Consider the following 16,934-nt stretch of genomic DNA (forward strand, 5'->3'; position numbering starts at 1 on the left):
GGCTTCCTTTTTTAACGATTTATGATGTTAAGCTAAGTATTGGATTTAGCTTGGCGCAGATTTTTTGTCTGATCGAGGAAACAGGACGACGCGTAGTGAGAAGCTACGCGGAGGATGCTCCCAAAGAGCAGGCGAAAAAGATGCCCAAGATGAAAGGAGACTACAATGGAAACGATTCACAGCGATAACGCCCCCGCCGCCCTCGGCCCATACAGCCAAGCGATGCGCGTCGGCAACCTCATCTATACCTCGGGACAGATCGGCATCGACCCCGCCGCAGGAAAGATCACCTCGGATACCGTCGAGGGACAGGCGGCACAGGTCTGTGCAAATCTGCGCGCCGTCCTCGCAGCCGCCGGCACCGACCTCACGCGCGTCGTCAAGACCACCTGCTTCCTCGCGGACATGGCGGACTTCGCCGCATTCAACGAGGTCTATGCCCGTCACTTCACGGGCAAGCCCGCCCGCTCCTGCGTCGCAGCAAAGGCACTGCCCGCCGGCGCACTCTGCGAGATCGAGGTGATTGCAGAGGTTTAGTGATCGTATTTTATTTATAACAAATGCTACAAAGGCGCGATTGCATGAGGTAAGTCAGACTTCATGCGATCGCGCCTTGTTCATGTACGAAGGAATCACTTCATCCCACCGTAAAGCTCTCTCTGATTGCTTTTAAAACCGCTTCTTTGCTCACATTTCCCAGTCCAAACTGTTTGAAATTGATCTCCTCATTTTCTATCGCGTTACAAAAATGATCTATATCCGTGTAAATCTCTGTTGGAACAGGTGTAGTAATATCAGGCTGCACATAGGAAACCAAACGAAGCACATCGTTCTTGTGTTTGCTTATATCATTATGATGCACATCTTCCCCCTGTGACATTCTCTCACGATTATCAAGCCATGCCTTGACCTTAAATGCGATGAGATAAGGGATATCCAAGACGGGAACCCCCACACTGGAAGAAACGATCCCTGATCGCAGGAACTCATAGTATACATCATTCAGCAGAATGGCAGACAGACTGGATATGTCATCATCGACGTGAATCGGAGCCAAGTGTATATCCGATCTTGGTGTGATGTAATCCGGCTGTCGTGAGAACAACTCGATGATTTTAGGATATTGGTCATATTTTGGATTCACAAAACGATAGTATTGCGGTGTTTTATCCGATCTGCACCACGTCTCATACCCCGCCTCACGAATAAACGCCCAGAACGTCTCCCCCGAAATTCGATGTCATCGTTTCGACGATCAAGACCATATCGAGATCCTTTGTTGCACGGAAATCACCGCCCTGCTCGTGAATAAGCAAGTCACACGCAGTTCCCCCAATGATGACATATTGTTCTTTGAATGCACGAAAATACTGCTCAAAGTTCAAAATTCCTTGAACCATATCTTCCCTCCCAAACGTCGCCCAACATTTCCTCGATTGCCTGTTCAACTCTCTCATCTGTGTTCTCGCGAAGTGACAGCGCAAGTGACAGTGGGTCTACACAGCCATCTCTGCTGAGGATATGTGGAGCATATCGCCACAGCTCCACACGCACCTGACGCTCCTCATCAACGAGTTCCTGCTGCAGCTCGATCGGACAGTTTCTATAATAAACAGCATAGGTATCACATGAGGGCGGATTCAGCCAACTGTATTCTGACAGCGCCGACTCACCTGCAAGGAAAAAATCAGGTGTCAGCTCCGTACGATCTGCATAGCCGACGGAGTGTACCGGAGAGCGCAAAAACACATGTGCTCGCTCGAATAGGACATTCGGCTCATCAGCGCTACGCAAGATAACGTGCAATCCCTCTTTATGGCGACGAAAGAGTTTCGACTCCACCAACTGTTTCGCGACACGGCTCATCGTCATCGCCGAAAAAGGAAGCCGATCAGACAATACTGATTGCGGAACGCTCTGTGCAGAAACGTATAAACAATAAAAAAACGTGATCTGCGTCGCCAGAAGAAAGTGCTGTACAGGCTGCAATCGCTCTCCCGGCACCATGTAGGTACCGATAAAGGGCAAATAACTCATTTTCCCCCTGACAATAAAGGGGATTTTATATTTTATCAGCGCACCTCTACGCGACTCGGATATACGATCGAATACGAGTACAATAGGAAGCTGTGCGAACAACTCTACCTGCGCTATATGCTTTCTTAGTGTGGTTACACTGACCAGGGTGCTCTCCGGCTCGATTAAAATACAAGAGGATGATTCGATCTCGGCGCGATAAAATTGATAATTCGCACGTAGAAATAACGGCAGTTTCTTAGCCTTTTCCCACGAAGCATAGCGTATCTCCAACCCCAATTCTTCTCGCAGCACAATCTCTCCCCCTTTCCTTTTTAACTCTTTTCTTCCATTCTAACTTTTTAAGTGTTAAAAGTCAATTTTTAATGTTATACGTTTGGTTGAAGGAAGCACAAAACCCCCGCACCACAAAGTGAGGCGGGGCACAGTACAATACACTGTAAAGAACGGCTTACTCCATCACCATCGGCTCGATCGCCTCGTCCTTCATAAAGCGGCTGAGCTTCTGCACGCTCGCCATGAGGTCGCGGTAGTTCTCGGGTGTGAGGGACTGCGGCCCGTCGGAGAGGGCGCGCGCAGGATTCGGGTGTACCTCGATGATGAGTCCGTCCGCGCCCGCCGCGATGGATGCGAGGGACATTGGCTTGATCATGCGCCACTTGCCCGTGCCGTGACTCGGGTCGGCGATGATCGGCAGGTGCGAGAGATGCTTGATTGCCGCAATCGCGCTGATGTCGAACGTGTTGCGCGTGTACGTCTCATAGGTGCGGATACCGCGCTCGCAGAGGATGACGTTCGGATTGCCCTCGTTCATGATGTACTCAGCGGCGTTCAGCCACTCGTCAATCGTCGCGGCAAGTCCGCGCTTGAGCATGACGGGCTTGCCCGCACGTCCGACTGCTCTCAGGAGGCCGAAATTCTGCATATTGCGTGCGCCGATCTGCAGGAGGTCGGCATAGGCAGCGACCGTATCCACAGCTTCGACAACCGTCACCTCGGTGACGACGGCAAGACCCGTCTTTTCACGCGCCTCGGCGAGGTATTTCAGCCCCTCCTCCTCGAGCCCCTGAAACGCATAGGGCGAGGTACGCGGCTTGTACGCGCCGCCGCGGATGAACTGCGCACCACCCGCCTTGATGAGTTCTGCCGTCTCAAGCAGCTGCTCGCGCGACTCGACGGCGCAGGGCCCCGCCATGACGACGGGCGTACCGTCACCGATCTTGATACCGCGAATGTCGATCACGGTCGGGGCAGGGTGGAACTCGCGGCTCGCGAGCTTGTAACTCTTGGAGATGGCGACCGTCGTCTCGACGCCATGCATGGCATCGAGCGGGGTCGCGGCGAGCTTCGTCTTGTCACCGATGACGCCGACAATCTTCTGCCGCGCGCCCTCCATGACCTTTGCCTCAAGCCCCTTTTCCTCAATGGCGCGGATGACACCCTCAATATCCGCCTGCGTGGCGTCCGAATTCATAATAACGACCATGGTATCTCTCCTTGCTATTCATTATGTGCCATGTGCACGGGAAAAGTGCCGAGCACCTTCAGCCAGATGCTCTTCTCGGCGACGGCATCGATGGAGTCGCGCAGGGCATCGGGAGCACTGTGCGCGTCCAGATCGAAAAAGAATATATACGCACCAAGCTCCGTGCGCGCGGGGCGCGACTCAATCCGCGTGAGGTTCACCGCGCGGCGCGCGAACTCGCCGAGTACGTTGTAGAGTGCCCCCGCGCGTGCGCCGTCGATCTGACAGACGAGGAGCACCGTATCGAGCGGCTCCGCCAGCGGTGCGGCAGTCCCGTCACGCACAACCTCGAAGAAGCGCGTGCAGTTCGAGCCGCGATCCTCAATCTTGCCCGCGATCTCGATGAGACCATTGAGCGCACCCGCGCGCCGCGTGCAGATTGCCGCCGTCCCCGCCTCCACGGGAGATGCTCCGACGATCTCCGCCGCCCGTGCCGTGCTCGCCGTCTTGATGATCTCCGCCTGCGGATAGTGGTGCAGGAGGAAGTCGCGGCACTGTGCGATGGGCTGTGCATGCGAGTAGACGGCGCGAATCTCGCCCTCGGTGCGCGCCATGAGGTAGTTGTGGACAGGCCAGATAACCTCACGTCGGACGCGCAGCGTGTCCGAGCGCGCGAGCGTGTCGAGCGTCACGGCAATCGCGCCCTCAAGCGAATTCTCCACGGGCACGAACGCGGCACCCACCGCCTCCGTCTCTACCGCGTGCAGACACTCGCCGATGTCGGCGAAGCAGACGATCTCGCGGTCGAGCCCCTGCCACTCCATGAGATAGAGCGCCGCCGCCTCGCTGTGCGTCCCCACAGGACCGAGCACGCCCATTTTCTGTCTCACACACATTCCTCCTATGGGAATCTACTATACTATATGCGCGGCTTGTTGACAATGTTTTTCATCGTTCTACAGCAAAATTCGCTCAAAAGAGGTCACTGTGCGTCCCCGTATATGCGAGTACCAACGTCAGTATCTCTTCATCAATTCGGTACACAAGAAGCCAATCCGGCTGGATATGGCACTCACGATAGCCAGCATAATTCCCTGTGAGCGCATGATCTCGGTATTTCGGTGCAAGAGTTTTCCCCAGAGAAAGTGCGTCTACAACGTTCTCCAACTGCTCCATCGGCAGTCCACGTTTCGCGGCACGCTTCAAATCCTTGCGGAAGCGCGCCGTCGGAATGATACGGTACATCAGGACAAAATATCCTCCATCATCTCGCGCGCGTTCGTATATGCCCGATGCTCCTCCGGGTGTCTGCGGATGTCCTCGGCTTCGCGGATTGCCTCACGAAGTGCAGGGCTTGTCGTGTACAGCTCAAACGGCAGCTTCCCTTGATGAATGATCTGCCGCGCCATAGCATTCACCGCGGTGGACATATTCAGCCCCATGCTGGCGAGTGCTGCATCCACCTGCTCCTTCAACCCCGTATCCATACGAACCCGAACCATTGTCGTTGACATAAAACCGCCTCCTCCTATTTGCTCTGAAGAAAGTATAGCACAGACATAAAAAAGACACAATATAGCCACACCGTAGCCATACTCTAGATTTATTTATTTTTCAAACTGCGCAGCCTGCAATATGTTATAATAGATATACTTCTCAACCATACGAAAGGAGCAGCTATGTCGCCAAAGGACTATCTCGCCATTGTTCACTGCATCGCTGGACTCAAGGAGCGCACACGCCACGCGTGGATGAAGTCGGGGCGGCAGGAGAGCGTCGCCGAGCACAGCTGGCGGATGGCACTGATGGCGTACTTTCTGCGCGATGAATTCCCCACCGTCGATCTCACGCGCGTCCTCCTCATGGCACTGCTGCACGATATGGGCGAGGTCTTTACAGGTGACATCCCGACATTTGAAAAGACGGATGCCGACCGCGCACGCGAACACGAACTGCGCGATGCGTGGATCGACGCCCTCCCGCCCCCATATGCGGCGGAGGTGCGCGACCTTTTCGCCGAGATGGACGCGTGCGAGACAGAGGAGGCGCGGCTCGCGAAGGCACTCGATCGCATGGAGGCGGTCATCACGCACAATGAGGGCGATCCCGCAACGTGGCTCCCACTCGAATACGAGCTACAGCACACCTACGGTGTGGAGGAGGCGGCGTTTTCGCCCGCGCTCAGGGCGCTACGCACAGAGGTCAACAACGAGGTGGATGCAGTCATTGCCTCGCTTGCAAAGGAGGAAAAGATATGAAAACGAACTATGGCAACTGGATCTCCACGCCGATGATGAAAACACTCGTCGCCATCGCTGCCGTGCTCTATGTGCTCACGGTGCTCTATGCGGTCATCTATGACCGCGTGACCGCGCCCTTCTTCATCCTCGCAATCCTCGCCGGCGTCGCGACCATTGTCGTCCTCTATATGTACTACTGCCGCCGCGTGTTCGATTTCGAGGGCGGCGGACTCATGCGGCGCATCCACGCCTATCTGCTCGATCAGCTGCCGTGGGACGGGCTCGGCAGGGCACTCGATGTCGGCTGCGGTTCGGGCGCGCTCACGATTGCAACGGCAAAGCGCTTCCCGCTCGCCGAGGTACAGGGCATCGACTACTGGCCGCCGATGTGGAACTACGGACAGGCACAGTGTGAGTCGAACGCCGCCGCCGAGGGCGTTGCGGAGCGCTGCGCATTCCAGCACGGGGACGCGGCAAAGCTCGACTTTCCCGACAATCACTTCGACGCCGTCGTCAGCAATTTTGTCTTTCACGAGGTACGCACGCAAAAGGATAAGTTCATGCTCGTCGAGGAGGCGCTGCGCGTGCTGAAAAAGGGCGGCGCGTTCGCCCTGCACGACACCTTTGGCAACAGGGATATGTACGGCGATATGGACGAGTTCGTCGCCTATCTCAAGGAGCAGGGCATCGCCGATGTCTCCTACATTCCGAACACCGAGCGCAATATCGAGATGCCACCCGCCGTCCGCTTCATGCTGTGCGGCGTCGGCATGCTCTACGGCACAAAATAACGAAAGGAAAATGCCCGTGTTCTTCAAATCCATTCCCGCCGCCCTCACAGCCGCCGCACTCCTTGCTGCACCTGCATACACGGCGGCAGAGACAAGTGCCGCCATCCCGCGCCCCGCAATCCCCTCCTCCATCCCGCAGGGAATGACCGTAGACGCAAAGCTCGCCGCAGGGCTGCATTTTTCCCTGCCCGCAGCAGATCAGGACATCCTCCGCATGCCCCTGCCCGATCCGACAGAGGTCACGATCGCGGGCGAAGCGGCGGCGACCGAGGAGCAGATGCTTGCCTATCTCCTCAGGCGCAACCCGCAGCCGAAGCTCACGGGCACGCCCGAAGAACTCGTGCACGCATACTACGAGGAGGCGGAGCACGAGGGAGTACGTGCCGACGTTGCACTCGCACAGGCATTCAAGGAGACGGGCTTCTTCGCTTACGGCGGCGACGTAGACTGGAAGCAAAACAACTTCTGCGGACTCGGCGCAACGGGAAACGGCGCAAAGGGGCTCTCCTTCCCCGACATCCGCACGGGCGCGCGCGCGCATATACAGCATTTGCTCGCATACAGCCGCAAAGAACGTCCACAGGTCGCCATCGTTGACCCACGTTATGACCTCATCCGCACGAACCGCCCCGACATCTACGGGAATATCACGCGCTGGACACAGCTCAACGGTGTCTGGGCAGTCCCCGGCAAAAACTACGGACAGGAGATCCTCATGATCCGCGATGCCGCGCACGCCCCCGACGGCTCGGACGCCGCCCTGCGCGCCGCAAACGCGCACCTCATGCAGGCGGCCGATGCTGACGGCTATATCTATCGCGGACTCGTCCATCTGCGCCGCAATGCCTACGACGAGGCGCTTGCCGACTTTACCGCCGCGCAGAAGCGCAATACGAAGCGCACGGAGCCGTATCTCGGCATCGCCCTCGCGCACACGGGCGCAGGAAACATCAAAGAAGCGCGCCGCGCCTACGAGGTCTATCTGAAGACCAGTCCCGACGATGCCGCCGCCCTTCATAACTACGGGCTCGCCCTCCTCGCAGAGGGCAACGCCGCAAAGGCTGTCACGCCCCTGCGCGACGCCATCCGCCGCGCGCCGACGAATGCCGCGAGCTACAGCGCCCTCGCCGTCGCGCTCATCCACACGAAGGACTATGCGGGCGCGTGGAGCACACTCGCCGACGGTGCCGCCATCGCCCCCGCGAACACAGACATCCTCATCAACCAGATTCTCTTGCAAGGTTGTCTAAAAGACGCAGATGACAAGAAGCACGGGAAAAAGAAGAAATAGCCGGCTAATCTTTATAGAACGCAATGGAGGCGCTCCATGAGCGACTACAAACCGCCCTTCCAAATCACAGACAAAATCATCTCGCTGATTGCAGAGATCAGCGAACAAGTCGGTCGTATCACCGTTCTGCAGGAGGATACGATCAGCCCGCACCTGCGCCGTGAAAACAGAATCCGAACGATTCACGCCTCGCTTGCCATCGAGCACAATTCCCTCTCCTTGGAGCAGATCACAGCCATCCTGAACGGCAAACGTGTCCTTGGCAACCCGAATGAAATCAGGGAAGTTCAAAACGCCTATGCGGCATATGAGCTTATGCTGAATATCGATCCATTATCCGTCGACGATCTATTAAATGCCCATGCACGTATGATGGTCGGTCTTGTCCCGGAACATGGGCGGTTCCGCTCAGGCGGTGTCGGTATATTTAATGGAAAAACACTGGTTCACATGGCGCCGCCGGCTTCCTTTGTCCCCGAGCACATCCATAATCTTTTTGCATGGTATCGGCAGTCAAAACTGCATCCGCTTGTGAAAAGCGCCGTCTTCCACTATGAGTTTGAATTTATTCACCCATTTTCAGACGGAAACGGACGCATGGGCAGAATGTGGCATAGCCTCCTGCTCGCCCAATGGAAGGATCTCTTTTTCTGGCTTCCCGTCGAGGAGCTCATCCAAGCACGCCAACGGGAGTACTACGACGCGCTCGGCACGGCGGATGCACGGGCGGACAGCACCGTATTCGTGGAGCTGATGCTTGAGATCATCAGGGACAGCCTGCGTGAAATCAGTGTTGTTGGTCGCAGCACCGACCAAGACAGCGACCAAGAAAATGACCAAGATCAGCCACAGATCGGACGACTCCTCTCTGCGCTCGGCGAAGACACACTCTCCGCAGCCGAGCTCATGCAGCGCCTCGGACTGTCACACAGACCGACCTTCCGCAGGAACTATCTGAATCCGGCGTTGGAGCAGAATCTGATCGAACGCACCATTCCGGACAAGCCGAACAGCAGACATCAAAAGTATCGGAAGCATGAATAGCAAAACACGGAGCACCAACGGCGGCGCTCCGTGTTTTGCCTGTTCGGCGATCAAAGAAGACGGCAGTCGAGGAAACACCGCAACTGCCGCTTTTTCATTTTACTCTTTACGCCTAGCCGACGCTGCCCATGACTTCCATCTTCTGCCTGACGGAAGATTTTCTGCCGTATGAGCTGAATCTCCTCCGTAAATACAATAACCAAAACATAGGCGGAAGATTTCCGTACATCGCGGAAATCTTCCACAATACAAAGAAAAAGAAGCTGTGCAGAGGTTCCCCCCATGCGACAGCTTCCATTCTTTTATACGTTGTTTACCCCTCGAGCTTCAGCAGACCCGGCTGCTCGATGTTCCACTTGTCCTTGCGCAGGGAGAAGAGCGCAGGCATATCGACGGTGAGCTTGTCGTAGCTCTTGCCCGCCTCGTAGCGCGCGGCAAAGGTCTCCTTCATGCCCGCTTCCTCGTGCATCTTCTGATCGTATGGGAACATGGGGCTCGGAATGACGGCGAAGTCGTTCGGCTGTCCCGGGATGTCGTACGCCCAGAACGTCGCCTCGCCCACATCATCGACCTCCTCGAATTTCGGCATCGCCTTGCCGTTCTCGACGGCGGCATGATCCGCGCAGATGAGGAGATGCAGCGCATACTTGTCGATGATCGGCGCACACATCTCTGCGCCGCGCTCAGGCGAAAAGGTCTCGCGCAGGGCATGATAGTCATCGAGCAGATCCTGCCAGATCGGCTTGCTCTCGAGCAGGGCGTCGAGGTCGATCTCCTCTTCCGGCTCCGGCTCGGGTGCAGGTTCCGGTTCGGGAGCCGGCTCAGGTTCGGGCGGCGGCGCGGCAGCGGGGCGCTCCTTCAGTTCCTCAATGTCCGCAGCGAACTTCTTTGCCAGCGCCTCCACCTGCACGAGTCGAATCTCCATCTGTGCAATCTGTTCTTTGAGCCTCGCCAGCTCTTCGGCAGTCTGACTGTCCTTTGCCACGGACGCCTGAATCTCCGCCGAAAGCCTCTCCGCCTCCGTACGCAGCCACGAGACATGTCCCTCGATGACGTCGACGGTCCCCCCCGTCTGCCGCCACGCATAGTGGGTCGCAACAGCAGCAATCGCAACAGCGGCGACAACGAGAACAAACGAGAGTATTGTCATCACATCCGCCATGACGGGATGAATGAAGCCCACCGCCTGCACAGCGGCAGCGGAAGCTGCTGCCTCAGTCTCCATAGATATCAGCCCTTTCCCTCTATCTCAATCCAACACTCGAAGCAAAATTACGGCAAACACATATCTGTATAATTTCTCTCTATCCCCCAAAAATTCCTGCTAGGGAATCACTGATAAATGTTTTGGTATATAGAAAAAGAGCCGCCCCGCGCGAAGCGACTCTTTTCTATCAAATGAATACGCAGTGCGTATCAGCACGCACCGACGAGTGCTGCGCCGAGGTTCTTGCTGCCCTCGATCCCCTCATCATCCGGCTCGTTCTCGACAATGAACGTGTCGACGAGATTTGCACCCGCTTCCTTCGTGCGCTCGGACCAAGTCTCCATCCACGCGCCTGCGCCCCAGCCCCACGAGCCGAAGAGCACGACCGGCTTGCCGGAGAGCTTGCCGCTCGCGACAGCATCTGCGAAGAACGGCTCATACGAGCCCTCTTCAAGCTCCTCAGCACCCATCGAGGGGCAGCCGAGTGCGAGTCCGTCGTAGCTGTCGATCTGATCGACAGTGAAGCTGTCCACCTCGAAGAGCTCGACATCAGCGCCTGCGCCCTGTGCACCCTCAACGAGAGCCTCTGCCATCTTCTGCGTGTTGCCCGTGCCGGACCAGTACACAACTGCTACTTTTGCCATGTGAAATCCTCCTCATCGAATCCCGGGAGAAATGTCTCTCCCTCTATACTGCCTGCACCAACTCGGCGAGAGGCCGTCCCGCCTCCAACCGCGTACAGAACTCCTGAGTACAGGCCGAATACGCTTCAAAGAGCGCCCGTGCCTCGGCCTCGTTCGTGTAGACCTTCCAGTATCCGCTGCATACGAAATCCTGTCCCCGCCGCGTAATGAATTCACGCACATCCTCCGGAGGATAGCCGAGAAAAAGGCCGACCTCCGGCGGGAGTGTCTTGCGCACACGCATGCGGAGACGCAGGAAGGCGAGATGCTCCTCCATGCTGTCCGTCATGCGGTAGCCCGCCTCGCACAGAATCGTCTGCGCTGCAGGTGCAGCGAGCGCACGCGCCACAAGCTCCGCACGGTAAAAGAGAATGAGGACATACTCCTCTCCCTCCGCCACGCGGAACGTCGAGATTCCCTTGCAGGAAAAACAGGGTTCGTAGGACGCGAGCATTGCGTCAAAATCCTGAAAGCGGCTCTTTTGGAACGACAGCAGACTGCCTGCCGTCAACCCCGCCAGCAATGGTGCAGCGTGATAGCCGAGCAAATGCTCAAAATCCGGACAACGCATCGTAATACCCCCTCTGCCCCAAGGCGCAATAAAACGCCCCCAAAATCGTTTGGAAGTTTATTATACCGCAAACGATTCTCATTAGCAATATCTTTTCTCACAGAGAGGAATATTCTGGTATGGTCTGCACCTATTATAGCCGAGATTGCCCTCAGTGACAACCGAATCTTTTTTATTTATCAATAGCGTAAACACATCGCAAGCGTTGGGGAAAACATTGACAAAAAGCCGCGTCTGTGCTACGTTTAATCGGAATCTCAGCCGAAGGAAGGCTACTATATGATACATCTGAAAAATATTGTCAAAACATACGAGGGCGATATTCACGCGCTGCGCGGCATCGACCTCCATATCGAGCGTGGGAGCATTTACGGCATCATCGGGCTCTCGGGCGCGGGCAAGTCCACGCTCATCCGCTGCATCAATATGCTCGAGCGCCCGACGAGCGGCGAGGTGCTGATTGACGGGCGCGATCTCATGCAGATGAGTGAAAGCGATCTGCGCGAGGAGCGCCGCCACATCGGCATGATCTTCCAGCATTTCAACCTGCTGTCCTCCGCGACCGTCTACGACAACGTCGCGTTCCCACTGAAACTCGTGGGCAAATCCGAGGGCGAGATCAAGCCGAAGGTGACGGAGCTGCTTGCCCTCGTCGGGCTTGCGGACAAGGCGGACGCCTATCCCTCGCAGCTCTCGGGCGGGCAGAAGCAGCGCGTCGGCATTGCGCGCGCGCTCGCGAGCGATCCGAAGGTGTTGCTCTGTGACGAGGCGACCTCTGCACTCGACCCACAGACGACGAAGTCCATCCTCGCGCTCATCCGCGACATCAACCGCCGTATGGGGCTGACCGTCGTCGTCATCACGCACGAGATGCAGGTCATCAAGGACATCTGCGACCGCGTTGCCGTCATCGACGGTGGCGTCATCGCCGAGGAGGGCGACGTAGTGGACGTGTTCACCGCGCCGCGCGAGCCGATTACGAAGGAGTTCATCAGCGTCCTCCTCTCGAACGAGCTGCCGACGGCATTTCGCGGCAATCCCATCGAGGAGACGCCGAGCCGCGACAGCTATATGCTCCTGCGCCTCACCTTCCTCGGGGAGAGCGCGGACAATCCCGTGCTCGCGGACATGATCCGCCTCTTCCCCGATATCGAGGTCACAATGCTCTTCGGCACGCTCGACCAGATCAAGGAGCTGCCGTTCGGCCGCATGATTATCGGCATGCGCGGCGAACGCAGGGAGATCGAGGCAGCGATTTCGTATCTTTCTGCACAGCATTTGAAACAGGAGGTGATCGGCTATGTCCGCCGAAACGCTGCCGCTCCTCACTAAGGCGCTGGGCGAAACGATCTACATGGTCGCCCTTAGCATGGCGATCTCGACCGCCATCGGCATCCCGCTCGGCGTGCTCCTGCACGTCACGAGCAAGGGGGAGATCCTCGACGCACCGATGGTCAATCGCACCGTCGGCGCAGTTGTCAACGCCGTGCGCTCCATTCCGTTTATCATCCTGATGGTTGCCATCATCCCTTTGACCCGTCTCATCGTCGGGTCTGCCATCGGCACAACGGCGGCGATGGTGCCGCTCGTCATCGCCTCCGTTCCCTTCATCGGGCGGCAGGTGGAGACATCGCTGCGCGAAGTGCCGCACGGACTCGTTGAGGCGGCGCTCTCGATGGGCGCGACGCCGATGCAGATCATCACGCGCGTGCTGCTGCCGGAGTCCATGCCGGGCATCGTCAGCCAGCTCACGACGGTCATCATCGCCCTCGTCGGCGAGTCCGCAATGGCGGGCGCAATCGGCGGCGGCGGTCTCGGGGATCTTGCGATCCGCTACGGCTACCAACGCTTCCGCCCCGAAATCATGATTGCGACCGTCGTCATCCTCATCGTTCTCGTCCAGCTCGTGCAGTTTGCGGGCAACACCCTCGCCGCACGACTGAATAAGAGATAGGTTCCCGTTGGGAGCATCCAAGAGAGTCCATCAAGGAGGTTTTTATGAAGAAATTACTCACCCTCGTCCTCGCGCTCACCACGCTCGCCCTCGTCGGCTGCGGCGGCGGTGCGGATAATGCCGGTAAGTCGGAGAAGGTCGTCAAGGTCGGCGCCTCCCCCGTCCCCCACGCCGAAATTCTCGAAGTCATCAAACCCGAGCTCGAAAAGGACGGCATCAAGCTCGAGATCGTCGAGTTCAACGACTACGTGCAGCCAAACCTCGCGACGAACGACAAGGAAATCGACGCGAACTTCTTCCAGCATGAGCCGTACCTCAAGAACTTCATCACCGAGCATCCCGAGCTGAAGCTCGCGAACGTCCTCGGCGTCCATGTCGAGCCGATGGGCATCTACTCGCACAAGATCAAGAACATCAACGAGGTGAAGGACGGCGCACAGGTCTCCATCCCGAGCGACCCGACCAACGGCGGACGCGCCCTGCTCCTCCTCGAGCGTGCAGGCCTCTTGAAGCTCAAGGACGGTGTCGGCGCTGCCGCAACCGTGCAGGATGTCGTCGACAATCCGAAGAAGCTCGTCTTCAAGGAGATCGAGGCGCCGCAACTGCCGCGCACCCTCGACGATGTCGACATCTCCGTCATCAACACGAACTGGGCAATGCAGGCGGATCTCGTGCCGACGCGCGATGCCCTCTTCATGGAGGACAAGACCTCCCCGTACGTCAACATCCTCGTCGTCCGTCAGGGCGATGAGAACCGCCCCGAGATTCAGGCGCTCATGAAGGCGCTCCACTCCGAGGCAGTCAAAAACTTCATCAACGAGAAGTACAAGGGCGCGATCATCCCCGCATTCTAAGGATGATTCCCCATATAGAGCAGGAGAGACGATTCTCCTGCTTTTTTGTTTCCATATTACATCGCTATGTGATAAAATATCTCATTATGAAAGAACTGCTCAACAAGCTCTGCGCCCTGAAACGCCGCGAGCGCATCTACGGCGTGCGCAACCCGCTCACCTATGATTTTCTGCATCACAATCTGCATCATCTGCACGTCCTGCTTTTCCACAGCGCCGATCAGCGGGACTTTACAAAGGGGCCGATCATCCGTCAGCTGCTTATCTTCATGCTGCCCATCCTGCTCTCGCAGCTCCTGCAGCAGTTCTACAGCATTGCGGACACGGCTCTCGTCGGGCAGGTGCTCGGGGCACAGGCGCTTGCCGCCGTCGGCACGGCGAGCCTCATTCTCTCCGTCATTGTCAATTTCTTCATCGGCTTTTCCGCAGGACTGAGCGTGCTCGTCTCCCATCTCTATGGGGAAAAGCAATATGACCGCCTGAGCGGGCTCGTACAGAGCATTTTCGTCACTGTGCTCGCCTTCGCTGTTCTCTTCACAGCTACGGGCATCGTGCTGACCGAACCGCTGCTCACGGCGCTTGCAACGCCCGACGAGCTGATCCCGATGGCAAGCCTCTATCTGCGGATCGCGCTCCTCGGCATGCTCGCGTAGCTCCTCTACAATACAGCGAGCGCGATTCTGCATGCGCTCGGCAATACGACGAGTGCCCTGCACTACCTCGCTGCCGCCGTCGTCCTCAACATCGTGCTCGACGTGTTCCTCCTCATCGTCATTCCCTGCGGCATTGCGGGCGCGGCGGCTGCGACCATCATCGCACAGTACGCGTCGGCGCTCCTCGCCCTGCGCAAACTCCTCCACCTCCACGGTGCGTGGCATTTCACCCTCGTTCGCCCCTTCTTTCAGTCCGCGCACCTCATGCCCATCCTCGGCACGAGCATTCCTGCGGGCTTGCAGGCTGTCTTTATGAGCATCTCCTCGCTCGTCATCCAAACCTATATCAACAGCTTCGGCTACGCCGCGATGGCGGGCATGACCGTCTACGCGCGCATCGAGGGCTTCCTCTACTACCCGCTCTTTGCCTTTGGGATTGCGCTCACGAGCTTCATCGGCCAGAACGTCGGCGCGCACGACCTTGCACGCGTACGCGCAGGGCTGCGCGTGAGTCTCAGACTTGCGGGATTCGGCGCGCTCTTCATGGCGCTCATCGCAGGGCTCGCCGCCCCGACGCTCATCCCCATCTTCACCGACGATCCCGCCGTGATCGAGAACGCCCTCGACGCCGTCTACTGGACGTTCGCCTTCTACTGGCTCTACGGCATCAATCAGGTCTACATCGGCGCGATCAGGGGACTCGGCGACACCCTCACGCCCATGATCGCGGCATTCGCAGCCTACTGCCTCTTCCGCGTCGCGTGGTGCCGGGGTTGGGACATCGTCGGCATCCACTCCATGCACGTCGTCTACAACGCCTACAACGCGAGCTTCTTCGTTATGGTCGCCGTCCTTCTCTACGGATATCGCAGAGCAATGCGCCGCACCGCACAGCAGATCGGCGCATAGGAAAAGGTCTTATCACACGCACAGTTGCGTATGGTAAGACCTTTTGGGTTCATTTATCACGGCGTCGCGGGTGTCTCCTCGCTCACAGCACCTCTGCGGATCATGTCACCGACGCGCAGATCGTAAGTGAGTGCCTGCTTGTGCAGTGTCTCTGCGCGCGCAAAGTCCTCGGACATCCCCGTATCCAGCCCGCGTACGAAGCTCTCATACGAGGCAATGGATGCCTCTGTCGCAGCCCTCCTCTGGGCGGCGAGATACGCTGCACCGGGTGGAACCTCCACAGCATCCAGTTCACGTTGGTACTTTTTCAGCACGGGGATCATATCCTCCTGCAGGAGGCGGAGCAGCGCCTTGCGGTGCTCAGTCGTATACGTCCCCCACCCCGTTTCCGTCAGGCTGCGGAACTCGCTCTGCCGCGATCGGAACACACCGTTGTAGCGGTCGACGATGGGACGCGTCGCCTGGATGTAGCGTGAGATATCTCTGCCCGCTGCCGTTTGGACAGCCTCGAGATAGGCACGGTAATTCATCACGCGCACGATCTGCCAGCCCGTTTCCGTCTGCTCCATGCGCAGCTGCAACGGGAACTCCAAGCCCGTCCCGCCGTCCAGAACGGTCAGCGTCGCCACAGCGCCGCCCCCGTCGCGCACGACCTCGCCGATCTGCACGAGACTCGTATCGCGCAGATGGCTGCACTCCATCAGATACTCGAAGTCAATGCCGAGCTGCCGCCCCTTCAGCGCATCTGCGCCGTCCGGCTCCGCCCATGCGCCCGTGCGTACCGCGCCCTCGATCGTCCGCGCAAGCCCCTCTGTGACGCTACCCCTGATCTTCTCATAGAACTTGCCGGAGGCATTGCGTTCGGATTCATTCAGACTGGTATCGCGTGCAAAGAGAACATAGGTGAGATCGTCATAGCCCGCCTCCGCAACCGCCGTGACATTCACGCGGCGCTCAAAAGCCTCTAAATCATGCTCCTCCAAAGCGACAGCTGCCTGCATGAGCGCGTACTCGGGGCGCTGCGTGTAGTAGGCAAAATACCATGCAATCACTGCCAGCGTCACAACGATCAACCCCGCTGCGAGGGCAAACTTCCGCTTGTGCGCTTTGCGGCGACGCGCAAGTCTCACACGCCACGCAAACTCATCCATCGGCATCGCCGCACCTCCTATGCACAAAATTCAAACGTTGTCATTATAGCATTGAAGATTCCTCTCACGCAACCGCGCATACCA

Annotated in this window: 19 protein-coding genes and 1 pseudogene; 9 read left to right on the forward strand and 11 right to left on the reverse strand. The window is 57.7% G+C overall.

Features of this window, described 5'->3' with window-relative positions; translation table 11 throughout:
• The first annotated feature begins 165 nt into the window (after positions 1-165).
• A complete protein-coding gene (locus AXF19_RS01880) occupies positions 166-537 on the forward strand; it encodes a RidA family protein (RefSeq protein WP_066844309.1) in 372 nt (123 codons plus the stop codon).
• Between the two features lie 100 nt (positions 538-637).
• Here the strand turns inward: AXF19_RS01880 and AXF19_RS01885 are convergent, their stop codons facing one another.
• The 7 genes from AXF19_RS01885 to AXF19_RS01910 all read right to left on the reverse strand — a co-directional run bounded on the left by AXF19_RS01885 (position 638) and on the right by AXF19_RS01910 (position 5,016).
• Positions 638-1,144 (reverse strand): hypothetical protein, encoded by a 507-nt coding sequence (locus tag AXF19_RS01885; RefSeq protein WP_216634957.1) that lies wholly within the window; start codon positions 1,142-1,144, stop codon positions 638-640.
• 55 nt (positions 1,145-1,199) lie between these two features.
• Positions 1,200-1,400 carry a hypothetical protein gene (locus AXF19_RS14665; protein WP_216634958.1) on the reverse strand — a complete coding sequence of 67 codons (201 nt, stop codon included), beginning with the start codon at positions 1,398-1,400 and terminating at the stop codon, positions 1,200-1,202.
• A complete protein-coding gene (locus AXF19_RS01890) occupies positions 1,375-2,331 on the reverse strand; it encodes a hypothetical protein (protein ID WP_066844312.1) in 957 nt (318 codons plus the stop codon). Before AXF19_RS01890 ends, AXF19_RS14665 begins: the two co-directional genes overlap by 26 nt.
• 157 nt (positions 2,332-2,488) lie before the next feature.
• Entirely contained in the window at positions 2,489-3,523 is a 1,035-nt protein-coding gene (aroF, locus tag AXF19_RS01895) for a 3-deoxy-7-phosphoheptulonate synthase (protein ID WP_066844314.1), read from the reverse strand.
• Positions 3,524-3,537: 14 nt separating this feature from the next.
• The gene (pheA, locus tag AXF19_RS01900; RefSeq protein WP_066844316.1) at positions 3,538-4,392 is read right to left on the reverse strand and encodes a prephenate dehydratase; all 855 of its coding nucleotides are present in this window, start codon (positions 4,390-4,392) and stop codon (positions 3,538-3,540) included.
• Between the two features lie 82 nt (positions 4,393-4,474).
• Entirely contained in the window at positions 4,475-4,750 is a 276-nt protein-coding gene (locus AXF19_RS01905) for a type II toxin-antitoxin system YafQ family toxin (protein WP_442983844.1), read from the reverse strand.
• A complete protein-coding gene (locus AXF19_RS01910; RefSeq protein ID WP_084784731.1) occupies positions 4,747-5,016 on the reverse strand; it encodes a type II toxin-antitoxin system RelB/DinJ family antitoxin in 270 nt (89 codons plus the stop codon). Before AXF19_RS01910 ends, AXF19_RS01905 begins: the two co-directional genes overlap by 4 nt.
• 165 nt (positions 5,017-5,181) lie before the next feature.
• Between AXF19_RS01910 and AXF19_RS01915 the strand changes: the two genes are divergently transcribed.
• The 4 genes from AXF19_RS01915 to AXF19_RS01930 are packed head-to-tail and all read left to right on the forward strand — an operon-like array spanning position 5,182 to position 8,868.
• The gene (locus AXF19_RS01915; protein ID WP_066844322.1) at positions 5,182-5,760 is read left to right on the forward strand and encodes an HD domain-containing protein; all 579 of its coding nucleotides are present in this window, start codon (positions 5,182-5,184) and stop codon (positions 5,758-5,760) included.
• The gene (locus AXF19_RS01920; RefSeq protein WP_066844325.1) at positions 5,757-6,533 is read left to right on the forward strand and encodes a class I SAM-dependent methyltransferase; all 777 of its coding nucleotides are present in this window, start codon (positions 5,757-5,759) and stop codon (positions 6,531-6,533) included. The genes AXF19_RS01915 and AXF19_RS01920 overlap by 4 nt, the downstream gene beginning before the upstream one ends.
• A 10-nt stretch (positions 6,534-6,543) precedes the next feature.
• Positions 6,544-7,824, forward strand: coding sequence for a glucosaminidase domain-containing protein (locus AXF19_RS01925; protein WP_066844328.1), 1,281 nt, complete (start codon positions 6,544-6,546; stop codon positions 7,822-7,824).
• 36 nt (positions 7,825-7,860) lie between these two features.
• Positions 7,861-8,868 carry a Fic family protein gene (locus AXF19_RS01930; protein ID WP_066844330.1) on the forward strand — a complete coding sequence of 336 codons (1,008 nt, stop codon included), beginning with the start codon at positions 7,861-7,863 and terminating at the stop codon, positions 8,866-8,868.
• A 313-nt stretch (positions 8,869-9,181) separates the two neighbouring features.
• On the opposite strand, the gene AXF19_RS01940 is transcribed toward AXF19_RS01930, so the two are convergent.
• From AXF19_RS01940 to AXF19_RS01950, 3 genes are all read right to left on the reverse strand, one after another.
• Positions 9,182-10,093, reverse strand: a complete 912-nt coding sequence (locus AXF19_RS01940; protein WP_066844335.1) for a hypothetical protein — start codon at positions 10,091-10,093, stop codon at positions 9,182-9,184.
• A 191-nt stretch (positions 10,094-10,284) separates the two neighbouring features.
• Complete coding sequence (locus AXF19_RS01945) at positions 10,285-10,719, reverse strand: flavodoxin (RefSeq protein WP_066844338.1); 435 nt, start codon at positions 10,717-10,719, stop codon at positions 10,285-10,287.
• A gap of 43 nt (positions 10,720-10,762) precedes the next feature.
• Positions 10,763-11,329: a DUF3793 family protein gene (locus tag AXF19_RS01950; RefSeq protein ID WP_066844339.1), complete on the reverse strand. Its 567-nt coding sequence runs from the start codon at positions 11,327-11,329 to the stop codon at positions 10,763-10,765.
• Positions 11,330-11,608: 279 nt separating this feature from the next.
• On the opposite strand from AXF19_RS01950, the gene AXF19_RS01955 reads away from it, so the two are divergent.
• The 4 genes and pseudogenes from AXF19_RS01955 (at position 11,609) to AXF19_RS01970 (ending at position 15,699) form a co-directional block, all read left to right on the forward strand.
• Positions 11,609-12,661 carry a methionine ABC transporter ATP-binding protein gene (locus tag AXF19_RS01955; protein ID WP_066844341.1) on the forward strand — a complete coding sequence of 351 codons (1,053 nt, stop codon included), beginning with the start codon at positions 11,609-11,611 and terminating at the stop codon, positions 12,659-12,661.
• Entirely contained in the window at positions 12,630-13,283 is a 654-nt protein-coding gene (locus tag AXF19_RS01960) for a methionine ABC transporter permease (protein ID WP_066844344.1), read from the forward strand. The genes AXF19_RS01955 and AXF19_RS01960 overlap by 32 nt, the downstream gene beginning before the upstream one ends.
• Before the next feature lie 44 nt (positions 13,284-13,327).
• Positions 13,328-14,137 carry a MetQ/NlpA family ABC transporter substrate-binding protein gene (locus tag AXF19_RS01965; RefSeq protein ID WP_066844347.1) on the forward strand — a complete coding sequence of 270 codons (810 nt, stop codon included), beginning with the start codon at positions 13,328-13,330 and terminating at the stop codon, positions 14,135-14,137.
• An 86-nt stretch (positions 14,138-14,223) separates the two neighbouring features.
• Positions 14,224-15,699 (forward strand): annotated as a pseudogene (locus AXF19_RS01970) (MATE family efflux transporter).
• Between the two features lie 56 nt (positions 15,700-15,755).
• On the opposite strand, the gene AXF19_RS01975 reads toward AXF19_RS01970, so the two are convergent.
• A complete protein-coding gene (locus AXF19_RS01975; RefSeq protein WP_084784732.1) occupies positions 15,756-16,856 on the reverse strand; it encodes a hypothetical protein in 1,101 nt (366 codons plus the stop codon).
• Positions 16,857-16,934: the final 78 nt, after the last annotated feature.

This window comes from Selenomonas sp. oral taxon 126 (assembly GCF_001683335.1).
Lineage (GTDB): Bacteria > Bacillota > Negativicutes > Selenomonadales > Selenomonadaceae > Centipeda.

Excerpts from the sequence above, each read along its gene's own strand:
- AXF19_RS01975 (WP_084784732.1), bottom strand. The coding sequence starts at position 16,856 with ATGCCGATGGATGAGTTTGCGTGGCGTGTGAGACTTGCGCGTCGCCGC.
- AXF19_RS01930 (WP_066844330.1), top strand. The coding sequence starts at position 7,861 with ATGAGCGACTACAAACCGCCCTTCCAAATCACAGACAAAATCATCTCG.
- AXF19_RS01965 (WP_066844347.1), top strand. The coding sequence starts at position 13,328 with ATGAAGAAATTACTCACCCTCGTCCTCGCGCTCACCACGCTCGCCCTC.
- AXF19_RS01915 (WP_066844322.1), top strand. The coding sequence starts at position 5,182 with ATGTCGCCAAAGGACTATCTCGCCATTGTTCACTGCATCGCTGGACTC.
- AXF19_RS01955 (WP_066844341.1), top strand. The coding sequence starts at position 11,609 with ATGATACATCTGAAAAATATTGTCAAAACATACGAGGGCGATATTCAC.
- AXF19_RS01880 (WP_066844309.1), top strand. The coding sequence starts at position 166 with ATGGAAACGATTCACAGCGATAACGCCCCCGCCGCCCTCGGCCCATAC.
- AXF19_RS01940 (WP_066844335.1), bottom strand. The coding sequence starts at position 10,093 with ATGGAGACTGAGGCAGCAGCTTCCGCTGCCGCTGTGCAGGCGGTGGGC.
- AXF19_RS01925 (WP_066844328.1), top strand. The coding sequence starts at position 6,544 with ATGCCCGTGTTCTTCAAATCCATTCCCGCCGCCCTCACAGCCGCCGCA.
- AXF19_RS01960 (WP_066844344.1), top strand. The coding sequence starts at position 12,630 with ATGTCCGCCGAAACGCTGCCGCTCCTCACTAAGGCGCTGGGCGAAACG.
- aroF (WP_066844314.1), bottom strand. The coding sequence starts at position 3,523 with ATGGTCGTTATTATGAATTCGGACGCCACGCAGGCGGATATTGAGGGT.
- AXF19_RS01920 (WP_066844325.1), top strand. The coding sequence starts at position 5,757 with ATGAAAACGAACTATGGCAACTGGATCTCCACGCCGATGATGAAAACA.
- AXF19_RS01950 (WP_066844339.1), bottom strand. The coding sequence starts at position 11,329 with ATGCGTTGTCCGGATTTTGAGCATTTGCTCGGCTATCACGCTGCACCA.
- AXF19_RS14665 (WP_216634958.1), bottom strand. The coding sequence starts at position 1,400 with ATGGTTCAAGGAATTTTGAACTTTGAGCAGTATTTTCGTGCATTCAAA.
- AXF19_RS01945 (WP_066844338.1), bottom strand. The coding sequence starts at position 10,719 with ATGGCAAAAGTAGCAGTTGTGTACTGGTCCGGCACGGGCAACACGCAG.
- AXF19_RS01910 (WP_084784731.1), bottom strand. The coding sequence starts at position 5,016 with ATGTCAACGACAATGGTTCGGGTTCGTATGGATACGGGGTTGAAGGAG.